General features: G+C 62.3%; 20 protein-coding genes and 1 pseudogene. 16 read left to right on the plus strand and 5 right to left on the minus strand.

The features are described from left to right. Positions 1-30: 30 nt before the first annotated feature. Positions 31-909, minus strand: a complete 879-nt coding sequence (gene ttcA / locus IEX75_RS21710; RefSeq protein WP_188797695.1) for a tRNA 2-thiocytidine(32) synthetase TtcA — start codon at positions 907-909, stop codon at positions 31-33. Positions 910-1018: 109 nt separating this feature from the next. On the opposite strand from ttcA, the gene IEX75_RS21715 reads away from it, so the two are divergent. Both IEX75_RS21715 and IEX75_RS21720 read left to right on the plus strand, forming a co-directional pair. Further along, complete coding sequence (locus IEX75_RS21715) at positions 1019-1225, plus strand: YdcH family protein (protein WP_188797791.1); 207 nt, start codon at positions 1019-1021, stop codon at positions 1223-1225. Further along, entirely contained in the window at positions 1225-1821 is a 597-nt protein-coding gene (locus tag IEX75_RS21720; RefSeq protein ID WP_188797697.1) for a GNAT family N-acetyltransferase, read from the plus strand. The genes IEX75_RS21715 and IEX75_RS21720 overlap by 1 nt, the downstream gene beginning before the upstream one ends. A gap of 107 nt (positions 1822-1928) precedes the next feature. On the opposite strand, the gene IEX75_RS21725 is transcribed toward IEX75_RS21720, so the two are convergent. Continuing rightward, positions 1929-2672, minus strand: a complete 744-nt coding sequence (locus IEX75_RS21725) for an SDR family oxidoreductase (protein ID WP_188797699.1) — start codon at positions 2670-2672, stop codon at positions 1929-1931. A gap of 617 nt (positions 2673-3289) precedes the next feature. On the opposite strand from IEX75_RS21725, the gene IEX75_RS21730 reads away from it, so the two are divergent. From IEX75_RS21730 to ilvA, 11 genes are all read left to right on the plus strand, one after another. Beyond that, complete coding sequence (locus IEX75_RS21730; protein WP_188797701.1) at positions 3290-4954, plus strand: 2-isopropylmalate synthase; 1665 nt, start codon at positions 3290-3292, stop codon at positions 4952-4954. Next, entirely contained in the window at positions 4951-5889 is a 939-nt protein-coding gene (locus tag IEX75_RS21735; RefSeq protein WP_188797703.1) for a branched-chain amino acid transaminase, read from the plus strand. Before IEX75_RS21730 ends, IEX75_RS21735 begins: the two co-directional genes overlap by 4 nt. Then, positions 5886-7298 (plus strand): 3-isopropylmalate dehydratase large subunit, encoded by a 1413-nt coding sequence (gene leuC, locus IEX75_RS21740; protein ID WP_188797705.1) that lies wholly within the window; start codon positions 5886-5888, stop codon positions 7296-7298. The genes IEX75_RS21735 and leuC overlap by 4 nt, the downstream gene beginning before the upstream one ends. Next, a complete protein-coding gene (gene leuD / locus IEX75_RS21745) occupies positions 7295-7879 on the plus strand; it encodes a 3-isopropylmalate dehydratase small subunit (protein ID WP_188797707.1) in 585 nt (194 codons plus the stop codon). Before leuC ends, leuD begins: the two co-directional genes overlap by 4 nt. After that, positions 7876-8967: a 3-isopropylmalate dehydrogenase gene (leuB, locus tag IEX75_RS21750; protein ID WP_188797709.1), complete on the plus strand. Its 1092-nt coding sequence runs from the start codon at positions 7876-7878 to the stop codon at positions 8965-8967. The genes leuD and leuB overlap by 4 nt, the downstream gene beginning before the upstream one ends. An 11-nt stretch (positions 8968-8978) precedes the next feature. After that, positions 8979-10682, plus strand: a complete 1704-nt coding sequence (gene ilvD, locus IEX75_RS21755; protein ID WP_188797793.1) for a dihydroxy-acid dehydratase — start codon at positions 8979-8981, stop codon at positions 10680-10682. Then, positions 10679-11692, plus strand: coding sequence for a ketol-acid reductoisomerase (gene ilvC / locus IEX75_RS21760; protein ID WP_188797711.1), 1014 nt, complete (start codon positions 10679-10681; stop codon positions 11690-11692). Before ilvD ends, ilvC begins: the two co-directional genes overlap by 4 nt. A 75-nt stretch (positions 11693-11767) precedes the next feature. After that, positions 11768-12082 (plus strand): VOC family protein, encoded by a 315-nt coding sequence (locus tag IEX75_RS21765; protein ID WP_188797713.1) that lies wholly within the window; start codon positions 11768-11770, stop codon positions 12080-12082. Positions 12083-12158: 76 nt separating this feature from the next. Further along, positions 12159-14027, plus strand: coding sequence for a biosynthetic-type acetolactate synthase large subunit (ilvB, locus tag IEX75_RS21770; protein WP_188797714.1), 1869 nt, complete (start codon positions 12159-12161; stop codon positions 14025-14027). Positions 14028-14068: 41 nt separating this feature from the next. Beyond that, positions 14069-14308, plus strand: coding sequence for an acetolactate synthase small subunit (gene ilvN, locus IEX75_RS21775; RefSeq protein WP_188797715.1), 240 nt, complete (start codon positions 14069-14071; stop codon positions 14306-14308). Then, entirely contained in the window at positions 14305-15864 is a 1560-nt protein-coding gene (gene ilvA / locus IEX75_RS21780) for a threonine ammonia-lyase, biosynthetic (RefSeq protein WP_188797716.1), read from the plus strand. Before ilvN ends, ilvA begins: the two co-directional genes overlap by 4 nt. Here ilvA and IEX75_RS21785 read toward each other — a convergent pair. Next, a complete protein-coding gene (locus tag IEX75_RS21785) occupies positions 15853-16239 on the minus strand; it encodes a VOC family protein (protein WP_188797717.1) in 387 nt (128 codons plus the stop codon). The genes ilvA and IEX75_RS21785 overlap by 12 nt on opposite strands. Positions 16240-16562: 323 nt before the next feature. Between IEX75_RS21785 and ubiA the strand changes: the two genes are divergently transcribed. The 3 genes and pseudogenes from ubiA to IEX75_RS21805 all read left to right on the plus strand — a co-directional run bounded on the left by ubiA (position 16563) and on the right by IEX75_RS21805 (position 20054). Beyond that, positions 16563-17456, plus strand: a complete 894-nt coding sequence (ubiA, locus tag IEX75_RS21790) for a 4-hydroxybenzoate octaprenyltransferase (RefSeq protein WP_229721021.1) — start codon at positions 16563-16565, stop codon at positions 17454-17456. A gap of 220 nt (positions 17457-17676) precedes the next feature. After that, the gene (locus IEX75_RS21795) at positions 17677-18900 is read left to right on the plus strand and encodes a histidine-type phosphatase (RefSeq protein WP_188797719.1); all 1224 of its coding nucleotides are present in this window, start codon (positions 17677-17679) and stop codon (positions 18898-18900) included. 87 nt (positions 18901-18987) lie between these two features. Beyond that, positions 18988-20054, plus strand: a pseudogene (locus IEX75_RS21805) (IS30 family transposase). A 281-nt stretch (positions 20055-20335) separates the two neighbouring features. Here the strand turns inward: IEX75_RS21805 and IEX75_RS21810 are convergent. Then, positions 20336-21055: a ComF family protein gene (locus IEX75_RS21810; RefSeq protein WP_188797723.1), complete on the minus strand. Its 720-nt coding sequence runs from the start codon at positions 21053-21055 to the stop codon at positions 20336-20338. Between the two features lie 15 nt (positions 21056-21070). Continuing rightward, positions 21071-21280 (minus strand): hypothetical protein, encoded by a 210-nt coding sequence (locus tag IEX75_RS21815; RefSeq protein WP_188797725.1) that lies wholly within the window; start codon positions 21278-21280, stop codon positions 21071-21073. Between the last annotated feature and the right edge of the window lie 138 nt (positions 21281-21418).

Genomic DNA, 21418 nt, shown 5'->3' on the forward strand with positions numbered 1-21418 from the left:
GGGATATGGACGTCCAAACGTCCGCCTGAGCTAGTTGCTATCGCCTTCGGTTCCCGCCAGCCAGCCATGCGCGTCGGCGCGTTTGGCGCCGTCACGCGAACCCAGCGAAGCGAAATCGAACAGCTTGCGATCCGCCAATTGCGAGGGCGACACGTTGCCCAGTGCACGAAACATGGTTTCGCTGCGCCCAGGAAACTGACGCTCCCAATCCTGCAACATGCGGCCGACCGCCTTGCGCTGCAAATTCTCCTGCGAACCGCAGAGATTACAGGGAATGATCGGAAACTGCTTGTGTTCGGCATATTCGGCGATGTCGCTTTCCTTGCAGTACGCCAACGGACGGATCACTACGTGGCGACCGTCGTCCGAGCGCAGCTTGGGTGGCATCGCCTTGAGATTGGCCTGATGGAACAGGTTGAGGAAGAACGTGGCGAGAATATCGTCGCGATGATGACCAAGCGCGATCTTGGTAACGCCGTTCTGCGCCGCCCAGCTATATAGCGCTCCGCGGCGCAGGCGTGAGCACAGACTGCACATGGTCTTGCCTTCCGGAATCACCCGGGTGACCGTGCTGTAGGTGTCCTGCTCGATGATGTGGAACGGCACGCCACGCTCAGCCAGATACTGCGGCAGCACGTGTTCCGGGAAGCCCGGCTGCTTCTGGTCCAGATTCACCGCGATCAGCTCGAAGCGCACCGGCGCCTTGGCCTGCAGCGACAGCAGGATGTCGAGCATGGTGTAGGAGTCCTTGCCGCCGGACAGGCACACCATCACTTTGTCGCCGTCTTCGATCATGTTGAAGTCGGCAATGGCTTGGCCGACTTGATGGCGCAGGCGCTTGGCCAGCTTGGCAGCCTCATAGGCCTGCTTGCGGGCAAGATCGGGAACAGCCTCGGGATGGGCGGACATGGGCGGCACAGGGATACGGCGGGCAGACGCGTATTGTACCCATCCTGCCGGTCATATCCGGGCGCGCTACAATTGCAGCTTCTTTCGCCGCCGCCCGTGCAACGCCGCCATGCAGGCCCAGGACCCCGCCCAGATCGCCCATCTGCTGGCCGAATTGCGCCAGGAACACCGCGACCTGGACGTGGCCATCCAGCAAATGTCCAACTCGATCGGCTGCGATGAGCTGCAGATCACCCGCATGAAGAAGCGCAAGCTGTTGCTGAAGGACGCCATTGCGCGACTGGAAAGCAAGCTCATTCCCGATCTGGACGCCTGATGAACCTCGCCACGACGACGCTCCAGGACGATCACGTCCTGCTCGAGCCTCTCGCCCTGCTCCACGCACCCGACCTCGAAGCCGCGGCGGCGGACGGTGAGTTGTGGAACCTGTGGTTCACCAGTGCGCCGGCGCCGGGCGGGGCCAAGGCGTATATCGAAAAGGCGCTCGCCGGCCTGGTGGCCAATGCCATGCTGCCGTTTGCGGTGCGCGAGAAGACCAGTGGCCAGATCATCGGCACCACCCGCTTCTACGACTTCGCACCGGAGCTGCCGCGCATCGCGATCGGCTACACCTGGTACGCGAAGCGCTGGCAGAAGAGCCATCTCAACACCGCCTGCAAGCGCCTGCTACTGAAGCACGCCTTCGAGGCGCTTGGCTGCGTGGCGGTGGAATTCCATACCGATGGCCGAAATCAGGATTCGCAACGGGCCATCGAGCGCCTGGGTGCGCACAAGGATGGTGTCTTGCGTGCCCATAAGCGCCGGCCGGATGGCACGCTGCGTGACACGGTGTGTTACTCCATCATTGCCAGCGAATGGCCCGATGTGCAGCGCTGGCTGGATATGCGGTTAGCGCGGTTGAGCGCACAGTAAAACTGAATGCGGCAACCGTAGGTTGGGTTAGCGCAGCGTAACCCAACATTTCTGGCGGCATTTGTTGGGTTACGCTGCGCTAACCCAACCTACGGAACGCAGGACGTTCAGGCACTGAACCCGCCATCAATCATCAGATTGGCCCCGGTGACAAACCCTGCCTCCGGGCTTGCGACATACGCCACCATGCCTGCGATCTCGTCCGCTTCGGCATGACGCGGCAGCGCCATCATGCCGTGGAGCTCCTTCGCAAAATCGCCTTCTTCGGGATTCATGTCGGTGTTGACCGGGCCGGGCTGCACGTTGTTGACCGTGATGCCGCGCGGCCCAAGATCGCGCGCCATGCCTTGCACGAGACCCTTGAGGGCGGATTTGCTCATCGCATAGACGGCGCCACCGGAAAACGGCATGCGGTCGGCGTTGGTGCTGCCGATATTGATGATTCTTCCGCCTGCGCCCATGTGCGGCAGCACCGCCTGGCTCGCGACGAACACCGCCCTCACGTTCACGTCGACCGTCTGGTCGAAATCTTCCAGCGACAACGTATCGATGGGGCCAAACTTCAGCACGCCTGCGTTGTTGATCAGGATGTCGATCTTGCCGAAGTGGCTTGCCGCTTGATGGATCGCCTGTTTCAGTGCAGCGGCATCGCCTGCATCGGATTGGATCGCCAAGGCCTGCCCGCCCGCCTCCTTGATGCTGGCCGCCAGCGCTGTCGCCTGGTCGATCGAGCCCCGATAGGTGAATGCAACCACCGCGCCTTCGCGTGCAAGGCGGCGCACGATGGCCGCGCCGATGCCGCGGGCGCCCCCGGTCACGAAGGCCACTTTGTTTTTGAGATTCGTTGCCATGGTTCGCTCCGTCGATGTGGGAGAGGGGAGCATATAGGCAACGGATTGATGCTCAGGTAGGCAAAATTCGCGCCGATCCGTGTCCATCGCCGGTATCCGATGAAAGCTTCGTGCCTGCCTGAATCCTTCATCGTGACGCCGATAGCGATGTAGCGAGATCGCTTCGCTGCCTTCTTATGCCGATAAATGCGCTTCGCATTTTAGTTTCCAATGCAACAACTCTTGGTTGCGCATGAAACCAAACGCGGCGCGAGTGCTTGATACATATGGACGTTTAGCCATCCATACACGCGCGAATCGACAATTTGGAAAATTTCTCATAAAAAAATAGTTGACACGTTCGCGTAGCATGCCGTACGGTCGACGACATGCCGCAACGCAACAGCCACCGCGAATACATCGCTGCGATCCGTCCACCGACGTTGATCGACATGCTGCCGCTTACCGGCCTCCTTCTTATTTCCCTTGTACTCGTACTCCTCATTACCAACGGAGGTGCGGGCTGAGGGCGCGTGTCAAGGTAAAGCAAAACTAACCTAGATACCCCAAAGAACCCCGCACCCACCAGGATGCGGGGTTTTTTATCGCCCTCGTCATCACCTAAACGGAGCCAGGCCATGACCTCTGCAACAGCACAACCGAATGACCCCGGAGAAAGTACGGAAAGCGCCGAAGATCGCGTACGCATTTTCGACACGACCTTGCGCGACGGCGAACAAGCCCCCGGATTTTCCATGGATAGGCGCGCAAAATTGTGCATGGCACAAGCGCTGGAATCGCTCGGTGTGGACGTCCTGGAAGCCGGTTTTCCACAAGCCTCGCCGGATGATTTCGCCGCCGTCGAGGAAATCGCGCGAAGTTTGCGCAACACCACCGTGTGTGCCTTGGCGCGATGTCAAACCGGCGATATCGACACCTCCGCACGCGCACTGGAACGTGCGCACCGATCGCGTATTCATCTGTTTCTCTCCACCAGTCCGTTGCATCGCGAGCACAAGCTGGGCATGAGCAAGCAGCAAGTACTGGACACTGCCGTCGCCTCCATCCTGCACGCACGCAAATACTGCGCAGATGTCGAGTTCTCCGCCGAAGACGCACTGCGTACCGAGCCGGAATTCCTGGTCGAAGTCTTCAGCGCCGCCATTGCCGCCGGCGCCACCACCGTCAACGTTCCGGACACCGTGGGCTATACCACGCCCTCCGAGATCTACGAGCTGTTCACCTACCTGCGCCAACACGTGCGCGATGCGCACAAGGCGGTGTTTTCCTCCCATTGCCACGATGACTTGGGCATGGCTGTCGCCAACAGCCTGGCCGCCGTCAGCGGCGGTGCGCGCCAGGTGGAATGCACCATCAACGGCATTGGCGAACGTGCCGGCAATGCTGCGCTGGAAGAAATCGTGATGGCACTGAAAGTGCGTGCACCACGCTTCGGTCTGCGCACCAACATCGACACGCACAAGCTGTATCCCACCTCGCGCTTGCTGAGCCAGGTCACCGGCCAGGCGGTACAGCGCAACAAGGCCGTGGTGGGCGACAACGCCTTCGCGCACGAGTCAGGCATCCATCAGCACGGCATGCTCAAACATCGCAACACCTACGAAATCATGCGGCCTGAGGATGTCGGCATTGCCGAGACCACGTTGGTGCTGGGCAAGCATTCGGGCCGGCATGCACTGCGCCAGCGCCTGGAAGCGTTGGGGCACAAGCTGGATGACGAAGCCATGGACAGCGTGTTCAAACGGTTCAAGGCGCTGGCCGACCGCAAACGCGACATTCGCGACGAGGATCTGGAAGCGCTGGCCCTGGGACAAGACCCGGACGCCACGGGTCCCTGGCACCTCACCCACCTCAACACCAGCTCGCACCTGGGCAGCAATGCCACGGCAGCGGTGAAGCTGCGTCACGATGACGGCCGCGAGGTCGGCGAAGCCGCCATCGGCGATGGCCCGGTCGACGCGGTACTGCGCGCGATCGAACGCGCCACCGGCACCGACATGGAACTCACCGGTTTCCACGTGCGTGCCATCAGCGAAGGCGGCGATGCCCAAGGCCAGGCGCAGCTCACCGCGCGCCATGCCCAGCGCGAATGGAACGGCAGCAGCGTCAGCACCGACATCATCGAGGCCACCGCGCACGCTGCGCTCGCCATCATCAATCGCATCGAGCGCCAGGTTCCCAAGCAACACCCACAACATTCCTTTACGGCAGAACGCAGCCATGGAGGGCTGCATCCTGATCGTCGCGCGCATGGACGCGTGCAACAGGAGACTTCCGCATGAGCACTGCATTCCTCTGGCACAACGGCCGCATCAAGCCCTGGGCCGACGCCACCGTTCATGTCAGCACGCACGCCCTGCACTACGGCTCGTCCGTATTCGAAGGCGAGCGCGTGTATGCAACACCGGAAGGGCCTGCCTATTTCCGCCTCGCTGAGCACACGCGCCGCCTGTTCGAATCGGCACGCGTGTACGAGATCGAGATCGGCTACAGCGAAGAACAGATCAACGAAGCTTGTCTGGAAGTCATACGCGCCAATCGGATGGCATCCGCTTACGTACGACCGATTGTCTTTCGCGGCGCCGGCGGGCTCGGCGTTCTCCCCAGGGACGGCGCGCCCGTCGACGTCGCGATCATGGCTTTGGAATGGGGTGCCTATCTGGGCGAAGCTGCCGAGCGTGGCGCAGATGTATGCGTGTCCTCGTGGAATCGCCCTGCACCGAACACCTTCCCGAGCTGGGCGAAGGCGGGTGGCAATTACCTGAGCAGCCAGCTGATCGGCATGGAAGCGCGCCGCGGCGGTTTCGACGAAGGCATTGCACTGGGCTACAACGGCCTACTGAGCGAAGGTGCCGGTGAAAACCTCTTTCTGATCAAGCGCGGCAAGCTGCTCACGCCACCGTCGAGCGCCGGCATCCTGGCCGGCATCACGCGCGACTCGGTGATCACGCTCGCCAACGACATGGGCTACGTCGTCGAAGAACGCGACCTGCCGCGCGAAGCACTGTATAGCGCCGACGAAGTATTCATGACCGGCACCGCCGCCGAGATCACGCCGGTGCGTTCGGTGGATCGCAAAGCGGTCGGCAACGGCACGCCCGGCCCGATCACGCGCACGCTACGCGATGCCTTCTTCGGCCTGTTCGACGGTCGCACGCAAGACCGCTACGGCTGGCTGACCCACGTTGAAACCACTACCGCAAAGGAGGCGGCATGAGCGCCCGCACGTTATTCGAGAAGATCTGGGACGCTCACGTCGTAGCGCCCGAAAGCGCCGATACGCCGGCAGTTTTGTACATCGACCTGCATCTCGTGCATGAGGTCACCTCGCCGCAGGCTTTCAGCGAACTGCGCTCGCGCGGTTTGCAACTCCGCCGTCCGGATCGCACGCTGGCGACGCTGGATCACTCCACGCCCACGTTGCCGGCTGCGCCGAATGGCGAACGCCCGTATGCGAATGCCGAAGCCAAAGCGCAGGTCGCACAGCTGGAAGCGAATTGCCGCGAATTTGGTGTGCAGCTGTATGGCTGGGACAGCAGCGACCGCGGCATCGTGCACGTGATCGGCCCCGAATTGGGCGCCACGCAGCCGGGCATGACCATCGTCTGCGGCGACAGCCACACTTCCACCCACGGCGCGTTTGGCGCGCTGGCGTTCGGTATCGGCACCACCGAAGTCGGCCACGTCATGGCCACGCAGTGCCTGCTGCAGCGCAAGCCGAAAACCTTCGCCATCCACGTCGACGGCAAGCTGCCGCGCGGTGTCGGCGCGAAGGATCTGATCCTGCACATCATCGGCGAGATCGGCGTCGACGGCGGCACCGGCTACGTGCTCGAGTACCGTGGCGAAGCGATCGAAGCGCTGTCGATGGAAGAGCGCATGACGGTGTGCAACATGTCGATCGAAGCCGGTGCGCGTGCCGGTTTGATCGCACCGGACGAAACCACGTTTGCGTGGCTGAAAGGTCGGCCGCGTGCGCCGCAAGGTGCCGCATGGGATGCCACGGTGCAGCGTTGGCGCGGGCTGCGCAGCGACGAAGGCGCCAAGTACGACCGCGAAGTGCGCTTCGACGCCAGCCAGATCCGTCCCACCGTCACCTACGGCACGCATCCGGGCATGGCGATCGCCATGGACAAGCCCGTGCCCGCTGCGCGCAATGCCGTCGAGCAACGCGCGCTGGATTACATGCAGGCGAAGGCCAACCAGCCGATGCAGGGCACCGCCGTGGACGTGGTGTTCATCGGCAGCTGCACCAACTCGCGCCTGTCGGATCTGCGCGAAGCCGCCAATGTCATGCGCGGCCGCAACGTTGCCAAGGGCGTACGTGTGCTGGTCGTTCCAGGCTCCGAAGCCGTGCGTCGCGACGCGGAGAAGGAAGGCCTGCACGAAGTGTTCCTGGCTGCCGGTGCGGAATGGCGCATTCCCGGATGCTCGATGTGCATCGCCATGAACGGCGATCTGGCGCAGCCGGGTCAGCTGGTGGTGAGCACGTCAAACCGCAACTTCGAAGGTCGCCAGGGCAAAGGGGCACGCACCGTGCTGGCCAGCCCCGCTACCGCCGCCGCGTCGGCGATTGCCGGCGCGATCGCCGACCCACGCGAATATCTGACGGAGGTGGCTGCATGAAGCCGGTAACCCGCATCCACTCGCGCACCGCCGTGCTGTTGGACGAAAACATCGACACCGACCGCATCATCCCCGCACGCTTCCTGACCACCACCGAGCGTGCTGGCCTCGGCAAGTTCTGCTTCAACGACTGGCGCTATCGCCAGGATGGCAGCGACAACCCGGATTTCCCGCTCAACAAGCCGGAAGCAAAGGGCTGCTCGATCCTTGTTGCCGGCCGCAACTTCGGCTGTGGCTCCTCGCGCGAACACGCACCGTGGGCATTGTTGGATTACAGCATCCAGGCCGTGTTGTGCAGCGAGATCGCCGACATCTTCCGCGGCAACGCGCTGAAGAACGGCCTGCTGGCCATCGTGCTGGACGAAGCCGAGCACCGCTGGCTGCTGAAAAACCCCGGCGTCGAGCTTTCCATCGATGTGCGCGAACAGGCGATCGAACTGCCGGATGGCGGACGCATCCGCTTTCAGCTCGAACCGTTCGCGCGGCATTGCCTGCTCAACGGCGTCGATCAGCTCGGTTTCCTGCTCCAACACAACGACGCAATCACTCACTACGAACATCAACAGGAGAAGGCGGCATGAAGGCGCGCATCGTTACCCTGCCCGGCGACGGCGTAGGTCCGGAAGTTCTCGACGCGGCCGTTGCCGTACTGGAAGCCGTCGCCGAACGCGCCGGCCACACCTTTGAATTCGAATCGCATCTGATCGGCGGTTGCGCCATCGACGCCACCGGCGAACCACTGCCGGCTGCCACGCTGGAAGCCTGCAAGAAGGCGGACGCCGTGCTGCTTGGCGCGGTGGGTGGGCCGAAGTGGTCCGATCCGCAGGCGAAAGTACGTCCCGAGCAAGGCTTGCTCGCCATTCGTGCCGCGCTAGGCGTGTTCGCCAACCTGCGTCCGCTACAAGTACATCCGGCGCTGGCCTCGCTATCCCCGCTGAAGAACGAAAAGCTGAAGAACGTCGACGTGCTGTTCGTGCGCGAACTGACTGGCGGCGCGTACTTCGGTGCGAAGACGCGCACCACCGATACCGCCACCGACGAGTGCAAATACACCGTCGCCGAAGTCGAGCGGGTGACGCGCCGCGCGTTCGAACTCGCGCGCGAACGCCGTCAGCATGTCACTTCCGTCGACAAGGCCAACGTGCTGGAAACCTCGCGCCTGTGGCGCAGCACGGTGACGCGTATCGCTGCCGAATATCCGGATGTGAAGCTGGAGCACCAACTGGTCGACTCGATGGCGATGCTGCTGCTGACACAGCCCTCGCGCTACGACGTGATCGTCACCGAAAACCTGTTCGGCGACATTCTCACCGACGAAGCCGCCGCGCTGGCCGGCTCGCTGGGCCTGCTGCCGTCCGCGTCGTTGGGCGAAGGCAAGGTCGGTTTGTACGAACCGATTCATGGCTCGGCACCCGATATCGCCGGCCAGGGCGTTGCCAATCCGGTCGGTGCGATCCTGTCCGCCGCACTGCTGCTTCGCCACTCGCTGGGCCTGGAGATCGAAGCGACCACCATCGAAGCGGCGGTGAATCACGTGCTGAGCAACGGTCCGCACAGCCGAGACATCGGTGGCAAGAGCGGTACCGCAGAGATCCGCGATGCCGTGATCGCAGCGCTTGATGACGTTGCCACGCCCGCCTTTCTGTGCGGCCTGCGTGCGTGCGGTTGAGCGAGGGCATGATGCGTAGCGATCTGATCAAAACCGGCCCCGACCGCGCCCCGGCGCGCGCCATGCTGCGCGCCACCGGCCTGCAGGATGGCGATATCACCAAGCCGCTGGTGGCCGTGGTGCATACCTGGTCCAACGTGAGCCCGTGCAACCTCAATCTGCGCGAATTGGCGGAACACGTTTCCGCAGGCATCCGCGCGGCGGGCGGCACGCCGATCGAGTTCAACACCATTGCCGTCACCGACGGCATTGCCATGGGCACGCCCGGCATGCGCGCCTCGCTGATCAGCCGCGAGGTGATCACCGATTCCATCGAGCTGGCCGTGGACGGCCACTGCCTCGACGCGATGGTGGTGCTGTGCGGTTGCGACAAGACCATTCCCGCTGCCGCGATGGCGATGGCGCGTTTGAATATTCCTGCTGTCGCGCTGTATGGCGGCAGCATTGCGCACGGCAATCACAACAATCACCCGATCACCATCCAGCAGGTGTTCGAAGCCGTCGGCGCACATGGCGCCGGCAAGATCGACGATGCCGAGCTGACCGCGGTGGAAAAGGATGCCTGCCCGGGTGCCGGCGCCTGCGGCGGCCAGTTCACCGCCAACACCATGGCGATGGTGCTGCAAACGCTGGGCCTGTCGCCGATGGGCTTCAACGACATTCCCGCCACGCATCCGGCGAAAGCGCATGCGGCGTATCGCTGCGGCGAGCTGGTGATGGATTGCCTGCGTGAGCAGCGCAAACCGTTGGATATCCTGAGCCAGACAGCGTTCCGCAATGCGGCGCGCATGGTCGCCGCGACCGCAGGTTCGACCAACGCCGTATTGCACATGTTGGCGATCGCGCGCGAAGCGAATGTGCCGTGGACGATCGAGGATTTCGAACCGGCTTCCGTGCACACGCCGGTGATCGCCGATCTGTTGCCGGGCGGTCGCTACACCGCCGTGGAACTGTTCGGCGCGGGCGGCAGCGCACGCGTCGCGCAAGAATTGATCGCATCGAACATGCTGGAAGACATTCCCACCGTCACCGGCCGCAGCCTGTTCGAAGAATGTGCTGCCGCACCGCGTGCTGCGCAGCAAGACGTGGTGCATCCGGTCAGCCAGCCGCTGAAACCACGCGGCGGCTATTCGATTCTCTACGGCAATCTCGCACCGGAAGGCTGCATTCTGAAACTTGCCGGCAAAGGTGCCACGCATTTCGAAGGACGCGCACGTGTGTTCGAAAGCGAAGAACAAGCTTTCGCCGCCGTGCAAGCCGGCAAGCTGGAAAAGGGCGACGTGGTGGTGATCCGCAACGAAGGCCCCGCCGGTGGCCCCGGCATGCGCGAAATGCTGGGCGTCACCGCTGCACTGATCGGCCGCGGCATGGGTGATGACGTCGCGCTGATCACCGACGGCCGTTTCTCCGGCGCCACGCACGGCTTCATGGTCGGCCATATCGCACCGGAAGCGGCGCGCGGCGGACCGATCGCCTTGCTGCACGAAGGCGACCGCATCGTGATCGACGCACAGTCGCGCACGATTTCCACCGACGCCGATCTCGCGACACGCCGCGCCGGCTGGCAGCCACCGGCACCGAAAGTCACGCGCGGCGCACTCGCCAAATACGCACAGCTGGTGGGCTCCGCCTCCGAGGGCGCCACCACGCACCCTTCCACACGCACAACCCAATCATCCACGCCATCCCATACCGACGCAGGAGTCACCGCATGAGCACCACCGCCACCACCGAAACGCTCGCCAAGGCGCGCATCGCCGTCCTTGGCTACGGCAGCCAGGGCCGCGCCCACGCGCTCAATCTGAAAGACTCCGGCCTGGATGTCGTCGTCGGCCTGCGCCCGAACGGTCCCACCTGGCACAAGGCCGTTGCTGACGGTTTCCACGTAGTCGAGCCGGGCGAAGCCGTGCGCGATGCCGACCTGGTCGCCGTGCTGACGCCGGACATGGTGCAGCCCACGCTGTACAAGGAATCGATCGAGCCCAACATCAAGTCCGGCGCAGCCTTGCTGTTCGCGCATGGCTTGAACGTGCACTTCAAACTGATCGAACCGCGCACCGACATCGATGTGGTGCTGGTCGCGCCGAAGGGCCCGGGCGCCCTGGTGCGCACTGAATACGAACGCGGCCGCGGCGTACCCTGCATCTACGCCGTGCACCAGGACGTGAGCGGACACGCCGAAGAAAAGGCCACTGCCTACGCCGCAGGCCTGGGCGGCGCGCGCGCGATGCTGATCAAGACCGATTTCAAGGAAGAGACCGAAACGGATCTGTTCGGCGAACAGGCAGTGCTGTGCGGCGGCGCCAGCGAGCTGGTGATGAAGGGCTTCGAAACGCTGGTGGAAGCCGGCTATCAGCCCGAGATCGCTTATTACGAAGTGCTGCACGAACTGAAGCTGATCGTTGACCTGTTCTACGAGGGCGGCATCACCAAGATGCTGGAGTTCGTCTCCGAAACCGCGCAGTACGGTGACTACGTCAGCGGCCCGCGCGTGATCGATGCCGGCACCAAGGAGCGCATGAAGGCGGTGCTGAAGGACATCCAGGATGGCACCTTCACGCGCAATTGGGTTGCCGAATACCAGGCCGGCCTGCCGAACTACAAGAAGTGGAAGCAGGCCGATCTTGATCACCCGATCGAGCAGGTCGGCGCCAAGTTGCGCGCGCGCATGGCTTGGCTGCAGACCGGTGCCAAGGCTCAGCCGGCACTGAAGAAGGTCGGTTAAACACCATGCGGCGCTCACTCCTCTCCCCCTGCTCCGGCCAGTGAGCGCCGCATGGTTCCTTACAGGAAGGTATCCATGAAACGTTTCCACATCGCTCTTGCAGTGCGTGACCTCGGCACGTCCATCGCCGACTACAGCGTGCGCCTCGGCCAGCAACCGACTGTCGTGGTCGAGGGCAAGTACGCCATGTGGCGCACCGATCTGCTGAATTTCTCGATCAATCAAAACGCCGAACGTGCCGGCCAGTTGCGACACATCGGCTTCGAGGACGACGGCGCGGAAGGCTTCACCAGCACACCGGACGTGAATGGCATCGAGTGGGAACTCTTTTCCGCCAAGGCGCAGGACGAACGCATCGTGGAGATGTACGGCGTGCCCGTCGGCGTTTGATCGGCCCATCTCCTGAAGACCCTTTCGCTTACCACCGCACCACACGCTTCAAATATCACCAAGGATCGACGTGAACATGCCATTGCTGAAACCAACACCCGTCGCCGAGGCCGAACAGGCCATCGCGCACCATCCGCTGGCAGGTACTGCCATGAGCGGTGCGGACGTCGTCGTACAAGTGCTGGCGGATGAAGGTGTAGCGGTACTTTTTGGCTATTCCGGTGGTGCTATTTTGCCCGTCTACGACGCGGTGTTCCGGCATAACGCAGAGCACTTGCGGCCTGATGGCAGCGAACCGATGCCGTTGATCGTGCCGGCCAACGAGCAAGGCGCCGGTTTCATGGCGGCAGGCTTTGCACGTGCATCTGGCAAGGTTGGCGTGGCCATCGTCACGTCCGGTCCGGGCGCCACCAACATGGTGACACCGGTGCGCGATTCCACCGCCGATTCGATCCCGATGGTGGTGATCTGCGGCCAGGTAGCGACGCAAGCCATCGGCAGCGATGCCTTTCAGGAAGCACCCATCAGCAACATCATGAGTTCCTGTGCCAAGCATGTGTTCCTGGTGACCGAAGCGGAGAAACTGGAAGCCACCTTGCGCACGGCATTCACCATCGCGCGCAGCGGGCGGCCCGGTCCGGTCGTGGTGGACGTGCCCAAGGACGTGCAGAACGCCATGGTCGTGTTTGACGGCAAGGAAGAGTTACCGCTACCCGGCTATCGTGCACGCCTGCGTGCCATCGAACAGGCCACGCTCAGCGACGCCGACTGCGCTGCGTTCTTCCAGGCGCTGCTGCAGGCAAAACGCCCGCTGATCTACGCCGGCGGCGGCGTCATCGCCAGCGGTGCATCCACGCTGTTGCGCGACTTTGCCGAAAGCTTCGAGCTGCCCGTCACCACCACCTTGATGGGTATCGGTAGTGTCGATACGACGCATCCGCTGGCATTGCACATGCTGGGCATGCACGGTACGGCGTATGCGAATTACGCGGTGGAAGATTGCGATTTTCTGTTTGCGCTGGGCGCGCGTTTCGATGATCGCGTTGCCGGTGTGCCCTCGCAGTTCGCTCCCAGGGCGAAGTTCATTGCGCATATCGACATCGACCCGGCCGAGATCAACAAGGTGAAGGCGGCCGACTGGCATCACGTCGGCCCGCTGGATCGCGCGCTACAGCGTCTTATGCAGTACGGCAAGGCGCATGACCATCAGCCGATGCTGGCCGATTGGCACGCGCATATCGCTGCGCTGAAGCGCATGCACGCGATGAATTACGACCGCGACAGCTCATTCATTCAGCCCTACGCCGTGCTGGAGGAAATCAACCGCCATACACAGGGCCGCGCCATCATCAGTACCGGCGTGGGCCAGCATCAGATGTGGGCGGCGCAATACCTGGATTTCCGCGATCCACGGCATTGGCTCACCTCCGGGTCGATGGGCACCATGGGCTTCGGCCTGCCCGCCGCCGTCGGCGCGCAATTCGCACGGCGCGATGCGCTGGTGATCGACGTGGACGGCGATGCCAGCATCCGCATGAACCTGGGCGAGCTGGAAACCGTCACCACCTACGGCCTGCCGGTGAAGGTGCTGGTGTTGAACAACGTCGGCGACGGTATGGTGCGGCAGTGGCAGAAGCTGTTCTTCAAAGGGCGCTTCGCCTCTTCCGACAAGAGCTTGCATCGCAAGGATTTCGTGCGCGCCGCCGAGGCCGATGGTTTTGGCTGGGCACGCCGCCTGGAACGCCGTGAAGACTTGGCCGCCACCATCGCCGAATTCCTGGCATTCGAAGGACCGGCGTTTCTTGAAGTGATGATCGATCCGGATGCCGGCGTGTATCCGATGGTCGGCCCCGGCGCCAATTACTCGCAAATGATCACCGGCGACTTCATTCCTGCGCGCAAGGTAGCGCAAACGGGCGAAGCCGCTGCCTCGGATGCGTTCTGAATTCACCCCACGCTGAAAACACCGCTACACAGGAACAGGTCATGCAACACACGCTATCCATTCTTTTGCAAAACGAAGCCGGCGCCCTGGTTCGCGTCGCAGGCCTGTTTGCCGCACGCGGACACAACATCGACACGCTGACGGTTGCCCCCACGGCCGATCCGGCGGTATCGCACCTGATCCTCACCGTGCGCGGCGACAACGCCGCGCTCACGCAGATTCTGCAGCAGACGCGCAAATTGGTGGACGTATTGCAGGTTCAACACGCGACTCACGTATGAACGCGCAGCTGGCGGACAAGGAATCGACGCCGACCGCGGCATCCGTGTTACGGCGCGCCGAAGTGGCGCGCGTGTACGAAGTGGCAGAACACACGGCGCTGGAACGTGCATCGCTGCTCTCGGCCCGATGGGGCGCAGATGTGCTGCTCAAGCGCGAAGACCAGCAGCCGGTTTTCTCGTTCAAGCTGCGTGGCGCGTATAACCGCATGGCACAACTTGATGCCGCGGAACGCGCGCGTGGCGTCATCGCCGCTTCTGCCGGGAATCATGCGCAAGGGGTGGCGCTGGCCGCATCGCGCCTGAAAATCCAGGCAACCATCGTGATGCCGGTCACTGCGCCGCAAGTAAAAGTTGATGCGGTGCGCCGCTTCGGGGGTGCTTATACGGAAGTCGTCTTGCATGGCGACTCCTACAGCGACGCACAAACCAAAGCGCAACGCTTGCGCGAAGAGCGCGACGCCACGTTTGTGCATCCGTTCGACGATCTGGATGTGATCGCCGGCCAGGCCACCATCGCGTTGGAATTGCTGGATCAGCACAGGGGACCGTTGCATGCGGTATTCGTACCCATCGGTGGCGGTGGTCTGGCAGCCGGCATGGCGGCCGTGATCAAGGCGCGCCGTCCTGATGTGCGGGTAGTCGGCGTACAAGCTAGTGATGCCGATTCGATGGCGCGCGCGCTCGAGGCGGGCCAACGTGTGTCGCTGGACGAAGTGGGTTTGTTTGCCGACGGCACCGCCGTGAAGCAGGTGGGCGCGCTGACCTTTTCCCTGTGTGAGCAGTACCTCGACGGCGTGTTGCGCGTGGATACCGATGCCATTTGCGCCGCGATCCGTGACATCTATCAGGATACCCGCAGCGTTCCCGAGCCTTCCGGTGCGCTGGCACTGGCCGGCTTGAAGCAATACGTCGCCACGCATGGGGCATGCGAAGGTTCATTGGTAGCTGTCGTTTCCGGTGCCAACATGAATTTTGACCGCCTGCGTTTTGTGGCCGAACGCGCGGAAGTCGGCGAACAGCGTGAAGCCGTGTTCGCGGTGACTATTCCCGAACAGCGTGGCAGCTTCCGCCGTTTTTGCGCTGCACTGGGGCAGCACTCGATCACTGAATTCAATTACCGCATCGGCGATGCGCAGGCCGCGCATATCTTCGTCGGTGTACAGACGGCCAAGCGCGGTGAACGCGAGGCGCTGGCAGATGCGTTCCGCGCCAACGATTTTGGCGTACTCGACCTCACCGACGACGAACTGGCGAAGCTGCATCTGCGCCACATGATCGGTGGCCGCTCGCCATTGGCGCGCGACGAACGGCTTTATCGCTTCGATTTCCCGGAACGTCCCGGTGCATTGGCGCGGTTTCTTGATCGCATGCATCCGGACTGGAACATCAGTCTGTTCCACTATCGCAATCACGGTGCGGATTACGGGCGCATTCTGGTCGGTATCCAGGTGCCGGCGAACGAGCTGGCGTTGCTGCAGGACTTTCTTGCGGCGCTGGGTTATCCGTATGTGGATGAGAGCGACAATCCCGCCTATCGCCTGCTGCTATGCGCGTAGAAAGCCACTGAGCGCTTCATCCATGGTGCCACCGGCATCCAGCTCGAACACGTGGTTGTCGTAATCGGTGAAATAGAGCGCGGTGTCCTGGCGCGCCATGAAATGCTCGACGTCGAAGGTGGCCAGCTTGTCGGCGCAATCCCGCAACTGGCCACGGCTGACTTCAAACGCAATGTGGTCACCATTGCGGCACGATGGGCCTTCCCCTTGCCTCAGCAGGAACCATACGCCTCCGAACTTTGCAAACGTTTGCGAATGCCCGCCACCGTCCGGACAATCCGCGACCACCTGCGCGCCGAGCACACCGGCGAACAGCTCCGCCGTACGTGCGGGATCACGCACGATGAGAGCAATATGACCGATAGATGTGCCCATGAACGACCTTACCCCCGTTGTGCTGCGCATGCCTGGACTGCCCCCATGGGGCAAACACTTTACTACCTGTGCGAAATGGATGTTTTTCCATCCATCCGGAGCGTCGTGATTTGGGCTGCCCCTAACCTACGTGCCGACGCGAGGCGTGGAGCATAGCTTCGGGGTAAAGACGGCACGTTACACTTGCCGCCATGGCCCCGACTTCCCGCAAGCGCCCACGGCGCACGTCTCCCGCACCCGTCCCGCACCGCGCACGTGCCGCCGTTCCCCCTCAGCGCGTACAGCCCGCACGCCCGGCCGATAGCTCCACCCGTGCCGCACGCGTGCTGGACTGGCTGCTGCAGAAACTGCCCGACCAGCACCGTCAGAAGGCGCACGACCTCCTGGTGCTCACCCGCATGGACCGCCCCATCGGCGCCCTGCTGTTGCTATGGCCGACCTGGTGGGCGCTGTGGCTGGCAGCCGGGGATTTCCCGCCATGGAAACCGCTGCTCATCTTTACGCTGGGTGTCTTCGCCATGCGCGCAGCCGGTTGCGCCATCAATGACTACGCCGACCGCCATCTCGATCCGCAGGTAGCCCGCACGCAAGGCAGGCCGATTGCCTCCGGCCGCGTGACGCCGCGCGAAGCGTTGATCGTTTTTGCGAGCCTGTTGGTCTTTGCCTTCTTGCTGGTGCTGCTGACCAATACGCTGACGATCAAGCTTTCTTTCATCGGCGCCGCGCTGGCCGCGCTGTACCCCTTCACCAAACGCTATACCGATCTGCCGCAAGTGGTACTGGGTGCCGCATTCGGCTGGTCGATTCCGATGGCTTTCGCGGCTGTGCAAAACACCGTGCCGCCGGTTGGCTGGCTGCTGTTTATCGCCAACATCCTATGGTCGGTGATCTATGACACCGAATACGCGATGGTCGACCGCGAAGAGGACATCAAAGCCGGTGCACGTTCCACCGCCATTTTGTTTGGCGATGCCGATCTACTGATCATTGGTGTACTGATGGGCACGCTTACGGTTGCCCTGGTCATGATTGGTACGCGCGCGCATTTGGGCTGGCCGTACTGGCTGGGCGTAGCGGCGGCTGCAGGTTTGTTCGGCTGGCAGCAATGGCTGATTCGCAACCGCGAACGCGATGCCTGCCTGGCGGCGTTTCGGCACAACAACTGGGTAGGCTTGTCGCTGTGGATCGGCATTGCGCTGGCGCTGGCCGTTCGCTGATTCGCTTCACCTTTTCATATCACCGTCACACGGCCACGCTAGGTTCCGCCACTGGCCAGTGGTTGCGATACCCATGGCTGTTCATTCGCCATGGGAACCGCCGTCTGTTGCGTCTGTTCGCCGAGCAGCGCGCACCGTTGAACAAATGTTTTCTGCGTAGAACCGCGTGAGGCGGAAGCGGGAGTACACCGCGGCGCGATTCTGATTACGAGGAGCTCCCATGCATCGTCAGCTACTTGTCGCCGCGTTCTGTCTTACCGTCATGACGGGGCCGCGTCTTGCCATGGCCCACGCCACCTTCGGCGCGGCGCATGTCGTGCAGGAGGTGGTGCTGGTGCGCCATGGCATCCGCTCACCTACCGCAGGGCCGGAGGAACTTGCTGTCTATGCATCGCAAGCATGGCCGGCATGGGACGTCGCACCCGGCCAGCTCACCGAGCATGGCGTTGCACTGATGCGCTCCTGGGGTGTTTGGTATCGCCAGCGCCTGACATCCGAAGGATTGACGCTCACGTGCGACAACCTGCGCGTTGTGGCGGACAGCACGCCGCGCAACCGCGACAGCGCTGCGGCGTTGATGCATGGACTCGCTCCGGATTGCGCGAGTGGCTATGACGCACTCGCAGCGGATCAGACCGATCCGCTGTTCCATGGCATCGGCAAGGAGAAGAAAGCGCCGGACGATGGATCTCCGGCCTTTTCTTCGTCTGCCATGACAACGCTGCAAAACGTGCTGCTTGGCTGCACGGATCGTGCGTGCCTGGAGCAAGCGAAGTCCCAAGGCAAGAAGGTGCCGCTGCTTGAACCACCAGCCAAGGCGCTCAAGCAAGCCGGCACGCTGTCGGAAAACCTGATGCTCGAATACGTGCAAGGCATGCCCCCGGCGCAAGTGGGTTGGGGACGCGCGGATGCGAGTGCCGTGGCGCAGATGATCACGCTGCACAACGATGCTTTTGCCTTCTCCGCCAAAGTGCCCGATGCAGCCGCCGCGCGTGGTGGCAATATGCTGGCCCACATTGCCGCGACCCTGCGTGCGGCAGCGCATGCAAAGTCGGACTTGCCGACATTGGCATCGCGCCACCAACGCTCCATCATCCTGGTTGGGCACGATACGGATCTCGCCAGCGCGGCCGGCCTGCTGCAACTCGATTGGCATAACGCCACGCAGACGGACGATTACCCTCCCGCGGGTGCGCTCATCTACCAGTTGGTGGAACGCGATGGGCAGTACACAGTTCGTCTCTTCGTCGCCCAGCCGACGCTTGCCGCCCTACGCAACGGCAACGTGGAACATTCCACTGCTGAAGTCGTGACGCCGTTGCGTTTGCCGGCATGCGACAGGCAGCTCGAATGTCCCCTCGCACGCTTCGGTGCCATCGTCGATCAGCTTGTGGGTTCGTCCTTCGTCTTGCCGGCCAGTGGGAGCGAGCCTGCAGCCAAGTGAGCGCACTATCGCAAAGCGTATGCCATTCGTGACATAGAAACGTGGCGATCTCTAGACTCAAGTGCAACACCTCGAATGAGGTGCTGCATGGGACGTGGTTACAGTCATTTGAGTGCCGAAGAACGTAGCGCGATCATGGTCGGTAAAGTACGCGGAGAAAGCGCTCGTCAGCTAGCGGCTTGGTTGGGGCGTTCGCCCGGCACCATTTCACGGGAATTGGCGCGAAACGCCCCATCGTGAGCTCATGGATGGTCCGTTCATGGGATGGCCGCGTCTGACGTATGACGCGCAACGTGCCCGCCACCGAGCGGCGCGGATGTGCCATAAGCCACGGCGCCCGCGCAAATTGCCGCCGACCTCACGCCTGTGGCGGTGGGTAGAACGCCTGTTAGGCAAGGGCTGGTTCCCGCAACAGATCAGCCGCACACTGCGACACCAGTATCCTGGTCAACCGGATTGGCACGTGTCCCACGAGACGATTTACACCGCCATCTATGCCGCGCTACGTGGGCATCTGCGCCAAGCCCTGGTAGCGCTACTTAGACACCACAAATGCGCGCGTCGTCCTCGCGACCAAGGGAGCGATCGGCGGGGCCAGATGCCCGATTTACCGAGCATCCATGATTGACCGCCCGAAGCGAATGAACGGCTATTGCCAAGGCATTGGGAGGGTGATCTGATCAAAGGTACGCGTAGCACGGCGCTGGTTGGCGTGCTCGTGGATCGCCAGACGCTGTTCTTGAAGCTGGTCAAATTGCACGGTAGTTCAGCGCAGGAAGCACTGGAAGGATTTAGCCGCGCGTTCGCGCCGCTGCCCGCTTCGTTACGCCGAAGCCTGACCTACGATCAGGGCAAGGAAATGGCGCTGCACAAAACCCTGTCGCGTCGAACCGGCTTGGCGATCTACTTTGCCGATCCCCCCTAGTCCCTGGCAACGTGGCATCTGCGAAAACACAAGCGGTCTGTTGCGCCAATACCTGCCTAAAGGAGAAGACCTATCGATTTACATGCAGCGCCAATTGGATGCGATTGCACGTCGATTAAACCTTCGTCCTCGGGCAACCTTGGATTATCGCTGTCCGGCGGAGATGTTCATGCGTGCACTAGGAGGCCACGACCTGGCAGACCAAATCGATGATGCACTTCTAGATTGACTCCGCCATATCGGATGCCTTGGATACTTGGCGAGCACACACGGAGCGTGGCATGACGCGCACGTCTTTGATCTTGCTTTGGGAGTCATACGGCCACGATTACATATATGAGTGTTGCGATATGCGCTGCATCTTTGCGTCGCAAAGCTCACAACTATGTAATGTCTACACACTGCACCTACATAGGAATCATTTGATTTTCTGAGGAACAGAAAACTCGAAATGACTCGGTGCCACGATAAGTACGATCAACAATAAGACAGGATCGATCTTGCCTGCCTTCACATCCCATTGCCGGAAATGGGCGCGCGAGCAAGTGCCCATACATCCACACGCTCTACGCCGGCACGCTTCAAAGTCCGAGCGCACTCCGCGAGGGTGGCGCCAGTCGTGAGCACGTCATCAAGAACAATCACATGCGCAGGCAATATGGCAGCGTTACGCAATGCAAAGGCACCACGAAGATTGCGCCGACGTTCGACTGCGTCCAGTCCTGTTTGGGCATCGGTATGGCGCATGCGTAGCAGAATGTCGTGCCGGCAAGGAATGCCGAGAACGCTCGCAAGTGGTCGCGCCATCTCCAGCGCCTGGTTGTAACCGCGCTCCCGCAGACGGCGATGGTGCAGCGGTACGGGAAGAATGAGTTGCGGCAACTCGCGTGGCCGCGGCGCGCGGCGCCACATCGTGGCAAGCACACGCCCGGCGGCCAGGTCGCGGCTGAACTTGAAACGTGTTTCCAAGCGGTCAAGCGGCCACGCATAACGGAAAGGTGCCCAAGCTGCATCCCAAGGCGGCGCCTTGCGCTGGCAGCGCCCACACAGCGGCGTTGAGATCGATAGCGGCAAGGCGCAGCGCTGACAGCAGTACGTATTGCGTGGCAGCTCAGCGGCACAATCGGCGCACAAGTCTATGCCATTTGCACCGGCGTCGCCGCACAACAGGCAACGCCATGGCAGCAGCCAGTGATGGAGTTTGGAGACCCAGCGGATTGGCGCATCCATGCGCAAGGTGTCCGCTCAGTGGTTCGGCTTGAACATCGCCGCGTCGAGGATCGACCACAAATGGATGATCCAGCCCATCCAGAAAATCCAGAGCACGCCAGCCAGCACAAACATCAGCACGGCTTTCAGAAAACGCCCCTGCACCAGTTGGCCCAGTCCCGGAATGAACAGGCTGCAGATGGCGGCGATGACATTCCCGGCACTGCCCTGACCTGCTGCGCTCATGAATCGACTCCTTCGATGGATGGTCTGCGGATGTTAACGGGTCCAGGGCTCATCCACTCTGTCAACCATACATCCGCGGATCAGGTTGACAGCCCGTCGAACGGCTCCCACACTGTCGCCGGTTTACCGGAGCCTTTC

The organism is Dyella nitratireducens (assembly GCF_014642835.1).
GTDB classification, from domain to species: Bacteria; Pseudomonadota; Gammaproteobacteria; order Xanthomonadales; family Rhodanobacteraceae; genus Dyella_B; species Dyella_B nitratireducens.

Bases quoted from the DNA above. Each gene is read 5' to 3' on its own strand.
- ttcA (WP_188797695.1), bottom strand. From the start codon at position 909: ATGTCCGCCCATCCCGAGGCTGTTCCCGATCTTGCCCGCAAGCAGGCC.
- IEX75_RS21715 (WP_188797791.1), top strand. From the start codon at position 1,019: ATGCAGGCCCAGGACCCCGCCCAGATCGCCCATCTGCTGGCCGAATTG.
- IEX75_RS21720 (WP_188797697.1), top strand. From the start codon at position 1,225: ATGAACCTCGCCACGACGACGCTCCAGGACGATCACGTCCTGCTCGAG.
- IEX75_RS21725 (WP_188797699.1), bottom strand. From the start codon at position 2,672: ATGGCAACGAATCTCAAAAACAAAGTGGCCTTCGTGACCGGGGGCGCC.
- IEX75_RS21730 (WP_188797701.1), top strand. From the start codon at position 3,290: ATGACCTCTGCAACAGCACAACCGAATGACCCCGGAGAAAGTACGGAA.
- IEX75_RS21735 (WP_188797703.1), top strand. From the start codon at position 4,951: ATGAGCACTGCATTCCTCTGGCACAACGGCCGCATCAAGCCCTGGGCC.
- leuC (WP_188797705.1), top strand. From the start codon at position 5,886: ATGAGCGCCCGCACGTTATTCGAGAAGATCTGGGACGCTCACGTCGTA.
- leuD (WP_188797707.1), top strand. From the start codon at position 7,295: ATGAAGCCGGTAACCCGCATCCACTCGCGCACCGCCGTGCTGTTGGAC.
- leuB (WP_188797709.1), top strand. From the start codon at position 7,876: ATGAAGGCGCGCATCGTTACCCTGCCCGGCGACGGCGTAGGTCCGGAA.
- ilvD (WP_188797793.1), top strand. From the start codon at position 8,979: ATGCGTAGCGATCTGATCAAAACCGGCCCCGACCGCGCCCCGGCGCGC.
- ilvC (WP_188797711.1), top strand. From the start codon at position 10,679: ATGAGCACCACCGCCACCACCGAAACGCTCGCCAAGGCGCGCATCGCC.
- IEX75_RS21765 (WP_188797713.1), top strand. From the start codon at position 11,768: ATGAAACGTTTCCACATCGCTCTTGCAGTGCGTGACCTCGGCACGTCC.
- ilvB (WP_188797714.1), top strand. From the start codon at position 12,159: ATGCCATTGCTGAAACCAACACCCGTCGCCGAGGCCGAACAGGCCATC.
- ilvN (WP_188797715.1), top strand. From the start codon at position 14,069: ATGCAACACACGCTATCCATTCTTTTGCAAAACGAAGCCGGCGCCCTG.
- ilvA (WP_188797716.1), top strand. From the start codon at position 14,305: ATGAACGCGCAGCTGGCGGACAAGGAATCGACGCCGACCGCGGCATCC.
- IEX75_RS21785 (WP_188797717.1), bottom strand. From the start codon at position 16,239: ATGGGCACATCTATCGGTCATATTGCTCTCATCGTGCGTGATCCCGCA.
- IEX75_RS21795 (WP_188797719.1), top strand. From the start codon at position 17,677: ATGCATCGTCAGCTACTTGTCGCCGCGTTCTGTCTTACCGTCATGACG.
- IEX75_RS21810 (WP_188797723.1), bottom strand. From the start codon at position 21,055: ATGGATGCGCCAATCCGCTGGGTCTCCAAACTCCATCACTGGCTGCTG.
- IEX75_RS21815 (WP_188797725.1), bottom strand. From the start codon at position 21,280: ATGAGCGCAGCAGGTCAGGGCAGTGCCGGGAATGTCATCGCCGCCATC.